At 41.4% G+C, this 17,106-nt stretch carries 18 protein-coding genes; all 18 read left to right on the forward strand.

What is annotated here, in order from left to right:
• Positions 1-163 precede the first annotated feature (163 nt).
• The 18 genes from BLR27_RS10070 (at position 164) to BLR27_RS10155 (ending at position 17,100) form a co-directional block, all read left to right on the forward strand.
• Positions 164-1,060, forward strand: a complete 897-nt coding sequence (locus BLR27_RS10070) for an alpha/beta fold hydrolase (protein WP_090704437.1) — start codon at positions 164-166, stop codon at positions 1,058-1,060.
• A gap of 185 nt (positions 1,061-1,245) precedes the next feature.
• Positions 1,246-1,791 (forward strand): GrpB family protein, encoded by a 546-nt coding sequence (locus tag BLR27_RS10075; protein WP_090704439.1) that lies wholly within the window; start codon positions 1,246-1,248, stop codon positions 1,789-1,791.
• 172 nt (positions 1,792-1,963) lie between these two features.
• Positions 1,964-2,314 (forward strand): SdpI family protein, encoded by a 351-nt coding sequence (locus tag BLR27_RS10080; protein WP_090704441.1) that lies wholly within the window; start codon positions 1,964-1,966, stop codon positions 2,312-2,314.
• Positions 2,315-2,623: 309 nt separating this feature from the next.
• On the forward strand, positions 2,624-2,971 hold the full coding sequence (locus BLR27_RS10085) for a nuclear transport factor 2 family protein (protein WP_090704443.1): 348 nt from the start codon (positions 2,624-2,626) through the stop codon (positions 2,969-2,971).
• 87 nt (positions 2,972-3,058) lie between these two features.
• Entirely contained in the window at positions 3,059-3,268 is a 210-nt protein-coding gene (locus tag BLR27_RS10090; protein WP_090704445.1) for a (4Fe-4S)-binding protein, read from the forward strand.
• A gap of 63 nt (positions 3,269-3,331) precedes the next feature.
• Positions 3,332-3,724 (forward strand): VOC family protein, encoded by a 393-nt coding sequence (locus BLR27_RS10095; protein ID WP_090704447.1) that lies wholly within the window; start codon positions 3,332-3,334, stop codon positions 3,722-3,724.
• Positions 3,725-3,905: 181 nt separating this feature from the next.
• Positions 3,906-4,298, forward strand: a complete 393-nt coding sequence (locus BLR27_RS10100; RefSeq protein WP_090704449.1) for a DUF1801 domain-containing protein — start codon at positions 3,906-3,908, stop codon at positions 4,296-4,298.
• A 304-nt stretch (positions 4,299-4,602) separates the two neighbouring features.
• Positions 4,603-5,823, forward strand: coding sequence for an MFS transporter (locus BLR27_RS10105; RefSeq protein WP_090704451.1), 1,221 nt, complete (start codon positions 4,603-4,605; stop codon positions 5,821-5,823).
• 247 nt (positions 5,824-6,070) lie between these two features.
• Complete coding sequence (locus tag BLR27_RS10110; protein ID WP_143007723.1) at positions 6,071-6,466, forward strand: HYC_CC_PP family protein; 396 nt, start codon at positions 6,071-6,073, stop codon at positions 6,464-6,466.
• Between the two features lie 193 nt (positions 6,467-6,659).
• The gene (locus BLR27_RS10115) at positions 6,660-6,929 is read left to right on the forward strand and encodes a heavy metal-binding domain-containing protein (protein WP_090704455.1); all 270 of its coding nucleotides are present in this window, start codon (positions 6,660-6,662) and stop codon (positions 6,927-6,929) included.
• Positions 6,930-6,934: 5 nt separating this feature from the next.
• A complete protein-coding gene (locus tag BLR27_RS18800) occupies positions 6,935-8,239 on the forward strand; it encodes an efflux RND transporter permease subunit (RefSeq protein ID WP_090704457.1) in 1,305 nt (434 codons plus the stop codon).
• A complete protein-coding gene (locus tag BLR27_RS18805; protein ID WP_090704544.1) occupies positions 8,229-10,178 on the forward strand; it encodes an efflux RND transporter permease subunit in 1,950 nt (649 codons plus the stop codon). Before BLR27_RS18800 ends, BLR27_RS18805 begins: the two co-directional genes overlap by 11 nt.
• A gap of 16 nt (positions 10,179-10,194) precedes the next feature.
• Positions 10,195-11,412, forward strand: coding sequence for a TolC family protein (locus BLR27_RS10130; protein ID WP_245704489.1), 1,218 nt, complete (start codon positions 10,195-10,197; stop codon positions 11,410-11,412).
• Positions 11,390-12,715: an efflux RND transporter periplasmic adaptor subunit gene (locus tag BLR27_RS10135; protein WP_090704460.1), complete on the forward strand. Its 1,326-nt coding sequence runs from the start codon at positions 11,390-11,392 to the stop codon at positions 12,713-12,715. Before BLR27_RS10130 ends, BLR27_RS10135 begins: the two co-directional genes overlap by 23 nt.
• Positions 12,715-13,929 (forward strand): efflux RND transporter periplasmic adaptor subunit, encoded by a 1,215-nt coding sequence (locus tag BLR27_RS10140; RefSeq protein WP_090704462.1) that lies wholly within the window; start codon positions 12,715-12,717, stop codon positions 13,927-13,929. The genes BLR27_RS10135 and BLR27_RS10140 overlap by 1 nt, the downstream gene beginning before the upstream one ends.
• 5 nt (positions 13,930-13,934) lie before the next feature.
• Entirely contained in the window at positions 13,935-14,507 is a 573-nt protein-coding gene (locus BLR27_RS10145) for a helix-turn-helix domain-containing protein (RefSeq protein ID WP_090704464.1), read from the forward strand.
• Between the two features lie 93 nt (positions 14,508-14,600).
• A complete protein-coding gene (locus BLR27_RS10150; protein WP_090704466.1) occupies positions 14,601-16,865 on the forward strand; it encodes a heavy metal translocating P-type ATPase in 2,265 nt (754 codons plus the stop codon).
• A 28-nt stretch (positions 16,866-16,893) separates the two neighbouring features.
• A complete protein-coding gene (locus BLR27_RS10155) occupies positions 16,894-17,100 on the forward strand; it encodes a heavy-metal-associated domain-containing protein (RefSeq protein WP_090704547.1) in 207 nt (68 codons plus the stop codon).
• The last annotated feature ends 6 nt before the right edge of the window (positions 17,101-17,106 follow it).

A 17,106-nucleotide genomic window follows, 5' to 3' on the forward strand; every position in this document is an offset into this window, starting at 1 on the left:
TTCTTCTGACAATGAGCATATTTAATGAAGGATGATAAATAAACCACAATACCCCCGGATTTGCTGAGCTTGTGGCAATTTATTAGCCATATATGCAAATTAGGCGTAATGCTATGGCGACAGTGCAAACCCGAACCGACAGTGCAAAAAACAACTTTGACAAATGATAAAGCAGACCATTTTAGTAACCTTGACAGCATTAGCAATTTCAAGCTGCAATAATTCAGACAACAAGACAATGACTTCTCAAACGACAACAGAAAACCAAACGATACAAGACAGCACAAGCGGTTACGCAACAGTAAACGGACTGAAAATGTATTACGAAATTCACGGGCAAGGCAAACCGCTTATTTTAATTCACGGTGGCGGTTCGACAATTCAAACGAATTTTGAAAAAATCATTCCGTTGCTTTCTAAAAACAGAAAAGTAATTGCAGTTGAATTACAAGCACACGGGCGGACAAGCGACCGAAACGCAGACCTCACATTTGAACAAGACGCAGACGACATTGTAGCTTTACTCAAACATTTAAACATTGACAAAGCAGATTTCTTTGGTTTCAGCAACGGTGGGACAACGACTATACAAATTGCAATCAGACATCCTGAAATAGTTGACAAAATGATTTTAGGTTCAGCTCTTGCCAAACGCAACGGTGTTCCTGACTGGTTTTGGGGTTTTATGGCACAAGCCAAATTGGAAAATATGCCTGCACAACTGAAAGACGGCTACAAAAAAGTTGCTGCTGACACAAATGGTTTACAAGTAATGCACGACAGAGATGCAAACCGAATGGTAAACTTCAAAGACATTCCAGACGAACAAATTAAAGCAATTACAGTTCCGACCTTAATCATAATTGGCGACAAAGACGTTATTACTCCCGAACACGCTTTGGAACTGCATAGACAAATTGCCAATTCGGAATTTGCAATTATTCCGGGCGGACACGGACAATACATTGGAGAAATTACAACCATAACACCAGACTTTAAAGAAAGCGACCTTGTAGTTCCAATGCTTGAAAAATTCCTTGATAAAAAACCTACAAAATAATGCTGACCGACACGACCGAGAAAGAAGCACATACGCTTAACAGCACATTTGCAATAGGCGGGGTTTCGTGCTCCGCAGACAGTTTAGTGGTAGCCGAAAATTTTGTGCTCCGCATAAAGTTCAGCAATAAAAATCCCGCCCATCTCAAATCTGCAAACCGTTGTGCGTCATTTTAGAAAACATAAATGCTAATCGAAAAATATACATCAGATTGGGTCAAACATTTTGACGACATAAAAAGTCAAGTTGAAACTGTTTTAAACGGACTTGAATTTAGCATTGAACACGTTGGTAGTACATCCGTTCCAAATTTGGATTCAAAGCCCATAATCGACATTGACATTATATACTCTGTAAAACAAGATTTTGAGAAAATAAAACAGGGACTTGAAAAAATTGGATATTATCATAATGGAAACCAGGGTATTGAAGACAGGGATGTATTTAAAAGAAATGGTAAATTGACAAATGAAAAATTAGACATAGTAAAGCATCATCTTTATGTTTGTCCAATTGGCAGTAAAGCATTGGAAAGACACATTTTATCTCGAAATTTTTTAAGAAAAAATGATTGGGCCAGGATAAAATATCAGCAAATAAAATACGAATTAGCTGAAAAAGCCAACCAGGACAAAAAAGTATATGCTGCTTTGAAAGAACTTAATGTCAACGATTTTATCGACTTAATTATAGAAGAAGAAAAGGATCGCACAACATCGTACTGGCGATAGTGGTGCGGACAGTTATTAACTCGACATTGGTGTTTTTATTTGGCATTTGTGAATATTTTGAGCTGACGTTTTTCAAATGCCCCAACATCGCCAACCCGAAAACCGTTTTAGAGCTTTTAAAAACGACATCATGCTTAAAGTATGACATACCTCTAAAGAATAGAAATAAACTATGAACTTCGATAATCCACCATTCTCAATTCCAATAATTACAGGTCTAATATTTGTCATTGCAGGTATTATTATGATAAAATTTCCACCAAAAAAGATAAACAGTCTATATGGGTATCGGACATTTAGCTCAATGAAATCACAAGAACGATGGGATTTCTCTCAAAGGTATGCAGCTAAAGAGTTGATGAAATTTGGATTCATTCTGACAGTGTCTTCTTTAATAGGTTTGGTTTTTGACCTAAGAGAAAACATAGGGGTAATAATTGGACTTGGATTTATGCTAATTGCAATAATATTTCTTCTTATAAGAATAGAAAATGCTATTAAAATAAGATTCGGCAAAGATTAATTACGCCATATAACACAGACGTTGTTGCTATTGCATTTTACGAGGATTTTCCTGCGTTCAGTGTTGTCCGTACCACATTAATGATATCTTGAGTTTAAGGTCCGGGTATACCCTAGTGGTCTTAATTGCTGTCTTATGTTTCGGGTTTAATAAAAAGTATTGGATTTTTGAATCACTCGCACTCGTAAACTGGGTTTTGCCCAAAATCTTCGATTTTTCTTTGGATATCTTGCTGACAATGAGCATATTTAACAAAGTATTTCAGGCGAGCTAACAATAATGTGGAGGATAAAAGGTAACATAAAATAGGTGACAAAAACAGAAATAGCAATAGCATTTTCAAACGGAGAGTTTGACAAGACAGACGATTTCATTGCAGATGATGCCGTTTGGGAAGTAGTGGACGAAGATATATTAAAAGGGAAAAGTGCGATTATTGAAAAGTGCAATCAGGTGGTGCAATATTTTAAATCCGTTACTACCGACTTTAAAACGCTGAATGTTATCTCAGAGGATAACAAGGTTGTTGTAAATGGAACAGCCGAGTTTATTAGGGATGGTAAACGGGTTTCTTTTGTTTCGGCTTGCGACTTATATGAGTTCAACGATCGTAGTCAGATTCAAAAAATCACCTCTTATTGCATTCAGGCGAAATGAATTTTTATAGGATAAATCCTCTTTATTGAATGAGTAAAAGGCAGATGAACATTTAATTCTGAATTTTGTTATTAAATTTTAGAGCTTATGAACAAAGAATATTCTAACGGTGAAATCATCATTAAATGGCAACCCAAACTTTGCCAGCATTTCGGTATTTGTGTAAAATCTTTACCTCAAGTTTATAAACCGAAAGAATCTCCCTGGATTATCATTGAAAATGCTTCATCAGAAGAATTGAAAGCCCAGGTAAGTAATTGTCCATCTGGAGCTCTGACTTATACTTTAATCAAATAAAGCGTCAGGGCTAAACCTACAATAGCAGATATTTAATAATTTCTTAATCAAACATGTAAAGCAATGGCAACACAAGTTAAAAACCCATTTACCTGGGTAGAAATTTATGTAGATGATATGAGCAGGGCTCAGAAATTTTACGAAACACTATTACAGATCAAATTAAACCAACTTCCTGTGCCGGAGGGGTTGAGCGAAATGCAAATGCTTAGCTTCCCATGGGCAGAAAACGAAATGGGCATTAGCGGAGCATTGGTTAAAATGGAAAATATGAGTCCTGGTGCGGGTGGTACTTTGGTTTATTTTGCATGCGAAGATTGCTTGGTAGAAGAAGCCAGGGCAGAAGCAGCAGGAGGAAAAGTATTGCAGGCAAAAATGTCCATTGGCGAATATGGATTTTGCTCTATCCTGTTGGACACAGAAGGAAACTCAATTGGATTGCATTCGATGAATTAAGATCATCCGCTTAGCGTGAAAAATAAAGCTACACTGAACAACACAGACTTCATTGGCTAAGAGAGTCAATAATGAAGCCCTATTGAATGGAGCCGGATTTCCCCAGTTGCCTGTGGTCTGTGTTTTCACCGTACCACAGTTAATATTGCATTCACCCGAAAAATAACTCCCTGGAAAAGGTATGAACTTAGAAATAAAAACATTCAACGAAAAACTAAGTCCGGGTGACAAGGAAATTTGCGACTTGCTTGCCTCGACAATTGACACTGAACTGTCCGGAGCTGAAAGTAAAATCTGGCATGCCCATCCGGTATGGTTTTTAAATGCGAATCCAATTGTTGGATACAGTAAACAAAAACCGGGGCTCCGCCTAATGTTCTGGAGTGGAGCTGATTTTAATGAGGAAGGATTAAGTGTAAGAGGTAAAAAGTTCAAAGATGCTTCAGTGTTCTATAATCATGTTTCCGATATTGAAATCAATGATTTGAAGCGATGGCTACAGAAATCAAGAGAAATTCAATGGGATTATAAAAATATTGTCAAACGAAAAGGACATTTGGAGCGATTGATTTAAATCCATGTATTATGAAAAAGGATAAAATCATGATTTGGGCAAGTGTTTCAATAGATATTGAAAAAGTTTGGAATTTTCCTTCGGTCAGTGTTTTCACCGATCGATTTTCTTTCGCTTAGTATTTTTTCTGACCGATTTCGCATTGAATCACACATGATTCATACAGAGTAATATCTCATCTCTACGCTTTACGTTTACCTACACGATCATTCTAAACCAATTATTTTTATCAATTCGTATTGATAATTGTTTTGTCTTGTTATATTTAGGCTCCGCATCCGGTCATGTCCGGGTCATTTATTGAATGAAAGATAATCTAGAAGGTCAAAGTGCATTAAAGAGGGGGCAGACGCAAGTTGCAGCAACCGGATTTTTAAGTTTGTTCTCCCTGATCGGGATCATGTTTTACGGATTGACTTTCTTTTATGATTTCTGGGTTCAGGAGTTTGGATGGACACGGGCAACTGTTACTTCGGGGAATGCCTTCGCTAAGATCCTGGTTGGACTTTTTGGTTTTGTGGTAGGCTACCTTATCGATCGTTTCGGTCCACGGAAAATGATGCTTGCAGGTATTTTGATGGCCGGCTGTGGGGTAATTGGCCTGGGTTTGATGACCTCCCTCTGGCAGTTTTATGTGTTTTATATATTCAGTGCTTTAGGTTACATGTGCGGCGGACCATTGCCTAATCAGGTTTTAACATCCCGCTGGTTTGATAAAGCAAGGGGTAAGGCCATGGGCTTTGCATATTTGGGTATTGGAATAGGGGGAATGCTTGCTCCGCAGATCGCAAAAGCGCTGAATGTTGAATTCGGTTTTCGTCATGCACTCGTTATCCTGGGTATCACCATGATCGTATTGTCATTTCCCATGGCCTGGTTCGTGAAGGATAATCCTCCGGTTACAGGAGATGCGGCTGTATCAGATATCCCCGAAGAACCGAAACGGGAGATCAAAGATATTCTGAAGACCAGGGCCTTTTACTTATTGCTGATCGGAAGTATGTGCTCTATCGGGGCAGTAAGTGCTACCAGTCAGAATTTGAAATTATTTTTTAGTCTCGATCTTAAATATTCTCAGACACAGGCAGCCAATGTGCTTTCATTGATCCTTGCTGCCAGTATATTCGGACGCTTATTTATGGGTTGGCTGGCCGATAAAATTGAAAAGAAATATGTCATGCTTCTAATCTATTGCCTGGTTGCCTCTGCGATTCCACTGCTTTATTTTGCCACAACTCCGGGGGTAATCTATGTCTTTGCCATCGTTTTCGGAATAGGCTTGGGAGGAGATTATATGATCATCCCATTAATGGCCGCCGAGCTGTTTGGCGTTAAAGTTATGGGGAGGGTCATGGGCATTGTCTTAACCGGTGATGGACTTGCTGAAGCAATTATGCCATGGATGGTAGGATGGATCAGGGATATCAGCGGAAGCTATGCTAATGGTTTTTCGGCCCTGATCGTGTTGGCTGTGATAGGGATAATAACGGTTATTTTTACGCCTAAGAGGATGCCGGTGAGTTAAAGCGAATATGAAATCACCTATCAGAGCGGAAAGTAGATTTCGTATTCGCATACAAGCCTTGCTGGTGCGCGCGTGCCGCGCGTTCTGGTTAATTATGCAGCACACGCGACACGCGTGCGCTAGCTGAGTTTATTGCTGCAGATTTCTCTTCATGCTTCCATCAAAAAGAATTGTGTCAGCTTTTTATATTTTCAAAAAAATAATTGAACAATTCCAAAATTTTATCCTAATCTTTGCAAAGAATAGAATGAAAAAGCTTTTAATCACCGTTTTAGCTGTTTTTTACCTGGGTGTTTCATCCGGGGCGACCGTGCATTTTCATTATTGTATGGGCGAGCTGATCGAGTGGGGGCTTTCAAATGATTCTTCAGAAGGTGCTGATGACTGCAGTAATTGCGGTATGAAAAAGGGAGTTTCTGAGGATTGCTGTAAAGATCAAAAGCAGGAACTTAAACTTAAGGAAAGCCAAAAAGCTCCTTTAAGTATATATCAGGCAAAGATCTTTGTCCTAGAGCCGATCTTTTATCACGAACTTCAGGTAAAGACTCTCTCTCCAATTTCTGAACAGCATACTTCTATTAATGCAGTTTCGCGAACAGTAAAGACCCCTGTCTTTATTCGTAACTGCAATTTCCGTATCTGATAAATTTCTTTCTGTCTGGCATTTCTATGCCATAAATTCCCTTTTCAAAGCCTGAATTGATTGAGCATGCTCAATTCAAACTCGTCTGAAATCTTTAGGGATAATTATCTATCATTAATTTTTTAATTAGGATCTGGCATCTCCTTCAGGCAGCTGTCGGATTCCACTACACACATATTAATCCAGTATAAACATGAAAAAGTTAATAAACACAAGCGCTATTCTGATCATTTTATTTTTTGCGGCATGCACAAGTTCTGAAAAACCGGCCGAAACAAGCGCAGATACAGCAGCGCATAACATGACTGGGGCAGTCTATACTTGTCCGATGCACCCTGAAGTGATCAGTGATAAGCCCGGAAGTTGCCCGGTTTGCAAAATGGACCTCGTTGTAAAAACAGATGATGCCGGACATGCTGATTCAACTGTTACAGACAGCAGTCATGCTGATCATCAACACTAAGAACTATGGTTGAGAACATCATTTCATTTTCCTTGCGTAACCGGTTCATTGTGCTGCTTTTTGCTGCCGGAATCTTTACCTGGGGACTATTCTCGGTAAAAACGAGTAAGATCGACGCTATTCCGGATCTGTCTGAAAATCAGGTCATCGTATTTACAGAATGGATGGGTAGAAGTCCGCAGATCATTGAAGACCAGATCACTTATCCATTGGTAACCAATCTTCAGGGATTGCCCAAAGTGAAGTATGTACGGGCAAATTCCATGTTTGGGATGAGTTTCATCTACATCATTTTTGAAGATAATGTGGATGTTTACTGGGCAAGGTCAAGGGTGCTTGAGCGACTTAATTCCATTGGAAATGCCTTGCCTGCTGGTGTCAATCCGACAATGGGTCCGGATGGAACCGGTGTAGGGCATGTACTCTGGTACACGCTGGATGCAAAAAGCATGGATCTGGGGGAGCAGCGTGCGGTTCAGGACTGGTATATTAAATTTGCGCTTCAGAATGTACCCGGGGTGAGCGAGATCGCTTCATTCGGTGGTTTCCAGAAGCAGTATCAGATCAGTATCGATCCCGATAAACTCAGTTACTACAAACTGAATATTCAGGATGTGATGCGTGCCGTGAAAAGCAATAATAATGAGGCCGGGGGCAGGAAGTTTGAGATGAGTGGTATTGGATACATTATCAAAACAACAGGTTATTTGAAGTCGATTGAGGAGATAGGCAACCTTTCTGTTCGGACTCAGGGTTCTATTCCGGTCAGGATCCGCGATATAGGAACTGTTCAGATGGCCGGAGAAAGCCGTCTGGGCATATTTGACTATAATGGGGAGGGTGAAGCGGTTGGCGGAATCGTGGTTTTACGCTACGGTGAAAATGCCAATGAGGTGATCAATAAGGTGAAGGCAAAAATGATGGAGGTAACCAAAGGGCTTCCCGAGGGCATGAAATTCAATATTGTGTACGACCGCGGTAAGCTGATCGAAGAATCTATCTCATCTATTAAAACCACATTGATCGAAGAGATGATCGTTGTATCGCTGATCGTGATGATTTTCCTTTTACACTGGCGTAGTGCCATCAGTATCATCATCCAGATCCCCATTACCATCGCCGCAAGTTTCATTGTGCTGAATGCTTTTGATATTTCATCGAATATCATGTCCCTAACAGGTATTGCATTAGCGATTGGAGTGATCGTGGATAACGGAATTATCATGGCTGAAAATTCATATAAGAATCTGGCGGTCAGGCAGGCCGAACTAAATGAACAAAGAAAAGGAGGAAGCGCAGATGTGGTTTAAAAAGAAAGGATCTGAGTCCCGAAATGGGAAGGATCAGGATTATGTAAGGCTTTCTACTGAAGAAAGACTGAGCATTATTGAAAAGGCATGCAAGCAGGTTTCCAGGGGAGTATTTTACTCCACCATTATTATCATTGCTTCATTCCTGCCGGTATTTATGTTAACAGGACAGGAGGGCAAGCTCTTCCATCCGCTGGCATATACCAAGACATTTATATTGGTTATCGATGCCATTCTGGTGCTAACTCTGGCTCCGGTGATCATTTCATTTTTCATGAAAGGCCGCTTTCGGCAGGAACATGAGAATCCGATAAACAGAGGCATGGAAAAGGTTTATCTGCCGGTCATCCGGGCCTGTATCCGGAACAGGAAAACGACTATTGGTATTAATATTATTGCCCTGATCGTGAGTATTCCGATGCTGATGAGTCTGGGACGCGAATTTATGCCGCCCCTGGATGAGCAGTCAATTCTTTTTATGCCGGTTACTTTACCGGATGTTTCGAATGCAGAGATCAAACGGATCCTTCAGGTTCAGGATAAGGTCATTAAATCAGTCCCGGAGGTTGATCATGTTCTGGGGAAGGCAGGCAGGGCGAGTTCGGCAACTGATAATTCACCGATCAGCATGATCGAGACCATTATTTCACTTAAACCAAAGAGTGAGTGGAGGCCTGGCATCACCAAGAAGGATATTATTAATGAGCTGGATGCAAAGCTTCAGATCCCCGGAGTGGTAAATGGCTGGACTCAGCCGATCATCAACCGGATCAATATGCTTTCAACTGGTATCAGGACAGATGTTGGAGTGAAGGTTTACGGACAGGATCTGAAACAGATCAGTCATATTTCTCAGGAGGTTCAGACCTTGCTGAAGAGCATTGAGGGAGTAAAAGACCTCTACGTGGAGCCTGTGACAGGAGGAAAATACCTTGAAATTGAGATTAAGCGCGATCAGCTGGAGCGCTACGGATTAACAGTTGATGATGTGAATGCGACAGTAGAAAGCGCAATTGGCGGTGCCCCTTTTGCCTCAACAGTTGAAGGCAGGAAGCGTTTTAATATTCATCTGCGTCTGGGTCAGGAGTACCGGAACAGCATTGACAGGCTGAAGCGTATTCCTTTGAGTTCGCCCGATGCAGGAACAATACCCTTATCGGCAGTGACAGATATCCATTTTGTGGATGGTCCGCCGATGATCACCTCCGAAAATGCGATCCTGAGGGGAGCGGTGATGTTCAATGTACGCGACCGTGATCTTGGGCATACCGTTCAGGAAGCGATCGATAAGCTGAATAAAGACTTGAAACTACCCGGAGGCTATTTTGTAGAGTGGAGCGGGCAATATGAGAATCTGTTACGCGGACAAAAAACGCTGATCTATATTCTCCCCATTGTATTTTTTATCATTTTCCTGGCTCTTTATCTGGCTTTCAGATCAATCAGGGAGGCTTTTTTAAGCCTGGTGACCATTCCATTCGCACTGATCGGTGGAGTATTCCTGGTGTATTTCTGGGGAGTTAACCTTTCTGTAGCGGTTGCTGTGGGTTTCATTGCCCTGTTTGGAATTGCAGTAGAAACGGGGGTGGTCATGGTTATTTACCTGAATGATGCCATGAATCAGCTGGTTGCCTTGAAAGGGAATTCAAGCGAGACCATTACGAAGGAGGATCTGCGGGAATATGTGATCAATGGTGCAGCAAAAAGATTGCGACCTAAGATCATGACAGTTTGTGTGGCCCTGTTTGGACTAATCCCGGTATTATGGTCGGGCGGTGTGGGAAGCGACGTAATGCAGCCCATTGTGCTGCCCATGATTGGTGGGGTGCTTACCTCATCTACGCATATTCTATTGGTTACACCACTCATATTCCTGATGACGAAAGAATATGAATTGAGAAAATTTGGAAAACTGGAGGTACATGATGTTAAACATTAAAAAAATATTTTTTACGATGCTGTTCATAGGTTCCGGCCTTGCTTTCGGGCAGGTTACGATGAGCCTTGAACAGATATTTGTGGAAATCAAAGAAAAGAACCTTGGCCTGATGGCATTTGACAGCCGTATTCAAAGTAAGGATGCAAAGGTTGCTGGTGCAGGTGCATGGATGGCTCCGATGGTGGGTGCGGGTACATTTATGACTCCATATCCTTTCCAGGGAATGGTAGGCGACAATGATCGCGGTGCATTTATGATCACTGCGGAGCAGGATATTCCTAATCCAGCCAAGATCAAAGCTAAGAAGGAATACCTGGAAACCCAGTCTTTAACCGATGTGTTTGGTAAATCTGAGCAGTTCAATCAATACAAAGCGAGAGCAAGACAGTTATATTTTGGCTTGCTGATCGATCACCGGAAGATCAGGTACCAGGAAGAGAATAAGCAGATCATGGAGACCATGAAAAAGCTTGCAGCGATTCGCTATCCTTTCAATCAGGGAGGGCTGAATCAGGTTTTTAAGGCTGAAGGCAGGGCTTATGAGTCTGAAAATATGATCTTGATGACGGAGGCCGGCATCCGTTCAAAGAAGATTGCGCTCAATGCATTGATGAACAGGGCTGCAAACATGGAGCTTGAGATAGACACCACTTTTAGAGTTGATTTCGTTCCAAAGGCCGATCTGGATACCTCTTATTTTGCCGGAACACGAAGTGATATTTTACATATGGAGCATGATATTCATGCTATGGAAAAGAATATTCAGCAGATGAGGCAGGAAGCTAAGCCTGATTTCAGAGTTCGGTTCGATCATATGTCTAATTATTCGGCGATGATGCCCAGACAATTTACAATTATGGGTATGCTTTCAATTCCGATCGTTCCATGGTCGTCAAAAATGTATAAGTCGGAGATCAGATCCATGAATTTTGAGCGGGAGGCCATGCGTCAGCAGAAGGCAGCCATGTTAACAGAAATGCTGGGGATGAGCCGTTCCATGGAAAATGATCTCGCCGTTATGCAGCAGCAGCTTGCTAATTATGAGAATAAGATATTGCCGTCTCTTCAAAAATATCTTAAGGTTTCGATCTTGTCTTATCAGGAAAATAAATCGGATCTGAATACAGTGATTGATAGCTGGGAAGCCCTGAACATGTCGCAGATGAATTATCTGGACCAATTGCAGAAGTTTTATCAAATGATCGTTGAGTATGAAAAGAATATTGAAAGGTAGTATTGGGGTTTTTCTTCTGCTCGGATTTCTGCTTTTGGGCTGTGATCAGGATAAGAAAGCTTCCAGCGAAAGCAAGGCTCAGACCTATACTTGTCCCATGCATCCGGAGATCCTTCAGAATGGCCCCGGCACCTGCCCGATCTGTAAAATGGATCTGGTACCGCTGCATAGTACAGCAGCGCATGGTCCGGCGGATGATAGTTTAAATGCACTGGTAAAACCGACGAACGAGCTGGTGATATCTGGTATTAAGACGGTCAGGCCGGAAAAGGGTTCGCGGACTGCTGAAATGAGCCTCAAAGGAGTCATAAATTATAATACCAATAACTGGAAATCTGTTTCAGCACGGGTTAGCGGCCGTATTGAACGTTTATATGTTAAGTATAGTTTTGAGCAGGTGAGGAAGGGGCAGAAGATCATGGATATCTACAGCCCTGACCTGGCAAATGCCCAGCAGGAACTCTTATTCCTTAAAAATAATTCAGAGTTGATTCTGCTTGAATCAGCTAAGAAAAAATTATTGTTTCTTGGTTTCACACAGAGTCAGATCGATCAGGTACTCCGCAGCGGAAAGATCAGCCCGACGGTTTCAGTATACAGCCCTTATTCAGGATATGTAGCTGAGTTAGCACTTAATGCTGCAGCAAGCTCTGGTTCATCGGCACAAGCCGGAGGTACAAGGATCAGCTCATCTTCTTCAGCAGGGATGAATGAAATGAATTCGGGTGGATCTGCGGATGTTGTTCCTACAGTGCAGTCGATCAGTACAGGCCAGGCTCTGCAGATCAGGGAAGGGCAATATGTTACTGCGGGTCAGAAATTGTTTGATTTGATCAATACAGAACAGGTTTGGGCGGAGTTTTTTGCCCGACCAGATCAGTTGCAGGAGTTTAAACGAGGGATGAAGGTAAGCGTCCGGTCGCTGGATATTGCTGAACAGAACTCAGATGTTCAGGTAGATCTTATCCAGCCATATTATCGTGAAGGTGTTAATTATTCCCTGATCCGAGCAAATTTACCCAATAGTAATAGAGCCTGGAAGGTTGGTCAGCTAATTTCAGTGAGTAAACAAAGCAAGGCTGATGGCAATTGGGTTCCAAGAACGGCAGTGCTGCAGCTTGGGAAGAAGTATGTAGTATTTATCAGACGTAATTCGGCATTTGTCCCGGTTTATATTCAGGTGAACAAGCTGACAGATGAATGGGTGGATATCGGGAATAGTTTAGGCCCCGATCAGGAGATCGCCATCAATGCCTGGTTTTTAGTTGATACAGAGAGTTTTATAAAAGCGGAGCGTTTATAATGAATAGAAAAATTTTAGTCGGCCTTATCCTGATCTTTTTTGGATACATGGTTGTTGCTTTACCATCCTGTAAGGATCCGGAGCATGATAAACATGCGGAAGCAGGGAAATATACCTGTCCGATGCATCCTCAAATAGTAAATAATGGTCCCGGTTCCTGCCCAATCTGCGGTATGGACCTGGTACCTGTTAATTCAGCAGGCGGTAAAAATGAATTGTCTCTGAGTGATAGTCAGATTCAAATGGCCAATATCCGGACCGTTAAGATCAGCAGTTCTTCTTTTAGTACTTCAAAAGTATTGAACGGGCGTTTGATCGTAAATCCGGAGCGCACCGCCCTGGTTTCAAGCCGATATTCCGGCAGGGTTGAAAAATTATATGTCAGGGAAACCGGTGGCAGGGTAAATAAGGGGCAGGCACTTTTTCAGGTGTATAGTGAAGAGCTTCAAACCCTGCAGCAGGATTATTTACTTCAGTTAAAGCAGGTTGCTGCCTTCCCGGACGAGAAAATCTATAGTTCTATGCGGGAGGCTGCAAAAAATAAATTGCGCCTCTTTGGTGTGAGCGATACACAGATCAGGTCTTTGGAACAGAGTGCTAAAACATCGCCATTACTGACAGTTTTTTCGAATGCATCCGGCACAGTTACAGAATTGAATATTACTGAGGGACAGTATGTTGCTGAAGGAAGTCAGGTCTTAAAGCTTGAGAATTTTGATCAGCTATGGCTGGAAATGGATGTTTATCCCAATGAAATTGCAGGATTAAGTATCGGTACAAAAGTAAAAGCATCAATCAATGGCATGAACGAAAATGAGCAGACGGTTCAGATTGATTTTATATCCCCGCAATTAGACCCATCAACACAGATTCTTAAAGTAAGGGCTCCCATTCATAATCCGGGAAATTTACAGGCAGGGATGCAGGCAACTGTATTTTTACCTGTTTCTGAAATATCTGATGCAATGAGTCTTCCTTTGGATGCAGTTGTCAGGGATGAGAAGGGTGCCCATGTATGGGTTAAAACTTCAAAAAACACTTTCTCACCGAAAATGGTTAAAACGGGTGCAGAAAGTTCAGATCAGATCATCATTCTTTCCGGATTGGAAGATGTAAAGGAGGTGGTTATAAGTGGTGCTTATTTATTGTCGAGTGAATTTATTTTGAAAAAGGGCACTGATCCAATGGCGGGACATGATATGAGCAAAATGTAAATAGTATGGAAATATATATCAAAAACATGGTATGCAACAGGTGCATCACGGCAGTTCAAAATGAGCTGATAAAACTTGATCTGCATCCCATATATGTACAAATGGGTATTGTGAAGTTGATGGAGGAAAAGCTGGATGAACAAAAGCTTCAAACTCTGAACGAGCGTTTGAATGCACTTGGATTTGAACTACTCGATAATGGTAAGACCAGGTTAATTGAACAGATCAAAAGTCTCATCATTGAGAAGATCTTCCATTCAGAATTTCTGGAATCAAAAGTAAACTGGTCTGGGCTAATTTCTGATAAGGTATTTCATGAGTATAATTATTTAAGCTCCTTATTTTCTTCCGTTGAGGGTATTACCATTGAACAGTACATTATTCGCCAGAAAATTGAGCGGGTTAAAGAACTTTTATTCTATGATGAATTAAACCTCGGAGAAATTGCCAACAAACTGGGATACAGCAGTATTGCTCATCTTTCTGCTCAGTTCAAAAAGGTCACAGGCCAAACTCCTTCTCAGTTTAAAAATACCAGAGCTTCAGACCGGTTGAGGAGATCCATCGATGCTGTTTAATCATTATAAACACAAAGTAGTATAACTATTTCCTGCAATTCTGTAAAGCTTTAAGCAGCTGTACCTCATAATTTTGTATTGTAAATCAAGATTATGAAAGAAGAAAAAGGATCTCAGTTAAAAGAGGCTTCCACAACGACGATCAGAGCTGTATTTCCGGTAACAGGAATGACCTGTGCCGGCTGTGCGATTAGTGTAGAATCTATTTTTAAGTCCACAGGGGGAGTAATCGATGCAGGAGTAAATTTTGCAAATAATACTGCATGGGCAGAATATGATCCTCTGAAAACCAATCCGCCGGCTTTACAAAAAAGTATTCAATCCATTGGATATGATATAATAATCGATGCTGAAAATTCAGCAGAGCTGCAGGAAAGTTTACAGCTTAAAAACTACCGTGACCTAAAAAGCCGGACGATCTGGGCTTCAATTCTTGCCTTACCAGTATTTGTAATCGGAATGTTTTTCATGGGCATGCCCTATGGAGCCTGGATTTCTATGATATTAAGTGCTCCCGTCGTATTTTGGTTTGGACGCAGCTTCTTTATCAATGCCTGGAAGCAGGCAAGGCACAGGATGGTGAATATGGACACTCTGGTGGCTCTGAGCACTGGAATTGCTTTCATATTCAGTGCGTTTAATACGATCTATCCTGAATACTGGCATAACAGAGGATTACATCCGCACGTGTATTATGAGGCTGCATCAGTTATTATAGCATTTATTTCTTTCGGAAAATTACTGGAAGAGAAAGCTAAGTCAAACACGACAACAGCTATTAAAAAATTGATGGGATTACAGCCTAAAACAGTCAGAATTCTCAGCGATGGCAAGGAAGAAGAGATTCCTGTTTCGCAGGTTGTGCCCGGCCAGATCATCGTTTTGAGACCAGGAGAAAGGGTCTCCGTAGATGGTATTACTGTTTCAGGATCATCCTATTTGGATGAAAGCATGATCAGCGGTGAACCGGTGGCCGTGTTGAAGGTCGAAGGCGATAAATTATTTGCGGGTACAATTAACCAGAAGGGGAGTCTTCAATTTAAAGCCGAAAAGGTGGGTGCAGATACCATACTTGCACATATAGTAAAAATGGTTCAGCTCGCTCAGGGAAGTAAGGCTCCGGTACAAAAACTGGTGGATAAGATCGCCGGAATATTTGTCCCGGTAGTGATTGGTATTGCAATTTTGACATTTACTGTCTGGATGTTAATTGGAGGTGAACAAGCATTTACTCATGCTTTACTTACTTCGGTGACTGTACTTGTGATTGCTTGCCCCTGTGCTTTGGGGCTTGCAACTCCAACAGCAATTATGGTGGGTGTTGGTAAGGGTGCTGAAAATAATATCCTTATTAAAGATGCCGAAAGTCTTGAATTGGGCTATAAAGTCAATGCAGTAATTCTTGATAAGACCGGTACCATTACAGAAGGCAGGCCAATTGTTACCGCAATGAATTGGGCTGCTGAAATTAAGGATCAGGATGATTATTTAAAGGTTTTGTTCAGCCTGGAAATAAATTCTGAGCATCCACTTGCTGATGCGGTAATTAAGAAGCTAAAAGAGGACGGAATTTCAGGTTTTCCACTGGATTCATTTGAAAGTATCACAGCCCGGGGAGTGAAAGGTGTATATAATGGGATTGGATTTTTCGCAGGGAATCTTCACTTTCTTGAAGAGCAAAATATAGTTTTAACTACAGATCAGGAAGATTATGTACAGAAAAAGCAACATGAAGCAAATACAGTAATCTATTTTGCCGATCAGACAAAGGTTCTTGCGATCATTTCTATTGCCGATAAAGTGAAGGATTCATCAAAAGAGGCCATCCGCCAACTGCATGAAATGGGTATTGAAGTCCATATGCTTACCGGGGATAATGAGCAAACAGCTTCTGCTGTAGCAAATGAAGTTGGAATAAAAAGCTACAGGGCTGAGGTTCTGCCCTCAGATAAGGCCGATTTCATTAAACAGCTTCAGTCTGAAGGAAAGATTGTTGCAATGGTAGGAGATGGGATCAATGATTCTCATGCCCTGGCACAGGCAGATGTTAGTATTGCGATGGGCAGGGGTTCAGATATAGCCATGGATGTTGCCAAGATCACCCTGATTACCTCCAATCTGCAGTCCATACCCATGGCATTGAAACTTTCAAAAAAGACTGTTCAGACTATTCGTCAAAACCTGTTCTGGGCCTTTATTTACAATATTATTGGGATTCCGCTTGCGGCGGGTGTATTGTATGGCTACAATGGGTTTTTACTCGACCCCATGATAGCAGGTGCAGCAATGGCGCTCAGTTCGGTATCTGTTGTTAGTAACAGTCTCAGATTAAAAGCTTTAAAACTCAGGTCTAATTAATTAAACAATGACAATAAAATCAGAAATAATGGAAGAAATAAAATTTAAAACGAACATTAAGTGTTCAGGATGTCTGGCTCAGGTTGGTCCGGCATTGAATGAAACTGTCGGAGAAAATAACTGGCAGGTTGATCTGGCTTCAGCAGATAAGACACTAATTGTAAATGGAGATCTTAAGGAAGTTGAAATAATAGCAGCTCTGAAAAAGGCAGGATATACAGCCGAAAGGATTTAAATAGCT

This window comes from Daejeonella rubra (genome assembly GCF_900103545.1).
Taxonomy (GTDB): Bacteria; Bacteroidota; Bacteroidia; order Sphingobacteriales; family Sphingobacteriaceae; genus Daejeonella; species Daejeonella rubra.

Bases quoted from the DNA above. Each gene is read 5' to 3' on its own strand.
- BLR27_RS10070 (WP_090704437.1), top strand. From the start codon at position 164: ATGATAAAGCAGACCATTTTAGTAACCTTGACAGCATTAGCAATTTCA.
- BLR27_RS10075 (WP_090704439.1), top strand. From the start codon at position 1,246: ATGCTAATCGAAAAATATACATCAGATTGGGTCAAACATTTTGACGAC.
- BLR27_RS10080 (WP_090704441.1), top strand. From the start codon at position 1,964: ATGAACTTCGATAATCCACCATTCTCAATTCCAATAATTACAGGTCTA.
- BLR27_RS10090 (WP_090704445.1), top strand. From the start codon at position 3,059: ATGAACAAAGAATATTCTAACGGTGAAATCATCATTAAATGGCAACCC.
- BLR27_RS10095 (WP_090704447.1), top strand. From the start codon at position 3,332: ATGGCAACACAAGTTAAAAACCCATTTACCTGGGTAGAAATTTATGTA.
- BLR27_RS10100 (WP_090704449.1), top strand. From the start codon at position 3,906: ATGAACTTAGAAATAAAAACATTCAACGAAAAACTAAGTCCGGGTGAC.
- BLR27_RS10105 (WP_090704451.1), top strand. From the start codon at position 4,603: ATGAAAGATAATCTAGAAGGTCAAAGTGCATTAAAGAGGGGGCAGACG.
- BLR27_RS10110 (WP_143007723.1), top strand. From the start codon at position 6,071: ATGAAAAAGCTTTTAATCACCGTTTTAGCTGTTTTTTACCTGGGTGTT.
- BLR27_RS10115 (WP_090704455.1), top strand. From the start codon at position 6,660: ATGAAAAAGTTAATAAACACAAGCGCTATTCTGATCATTTTATTTTTT.
- BLR27_RS18800 (WP_090704457.1), top strand. From the start codon at position 6,935: ATGGTTGAGAACATCATTTCATTTTCCTTGCGTAACCGGTTCATTGTG.
- BLR27_RS18805 (WP_090704544.1), top strand. From the start codon at position 8,229: ATGTGGTTTAAAAAGAAAGGATCTGAGTCCCGAAATGGGAAGGATCAG.
- BLR27_RS10130 (WP_245704489.1), top strand. From the start codon at position 10,195: ATGCTGTTCATAGGTTCCGGCCTTGCTTTCGGGCAGGTTACGATGAGC.
- BLR27_RS10135 (WP_090704460.1), top strand. From the start codon at position 11,390: ATGAAAAGAATATTGAAAGGTAGTATTGGGGTTTTTCTTCTGCTCGGA.
- BLR27_RS10140 (WP_090704462.1), top strand. From the start codon at position 12,715: ATGAATAGAAAAATTTTAGTCGGCCTTATCCTGATCTTTTTTGGATAC.
- BLR27_RS10145 (WP_090704464.1), top strand. From the start codon at position 13,935: ATGGAAATATATATCAAAAACATGGTATGCAACAGGTGCATCACGGCA.
- BLR27_RS10150 (WP_090704466.1), top strand. From the start codon at position 14,601: ATGAAAGAAGAAAAAGGATCTCAGTTAAAAGAGGCTTCCACAACGACG.
- BLR27_RS10155 (WP_090704547.1), top strand. From the start codon at position 16,894: ATGGAAGAAATAAAATTTAAAACGAACATTAAGTGTTCAGGATGTCTG.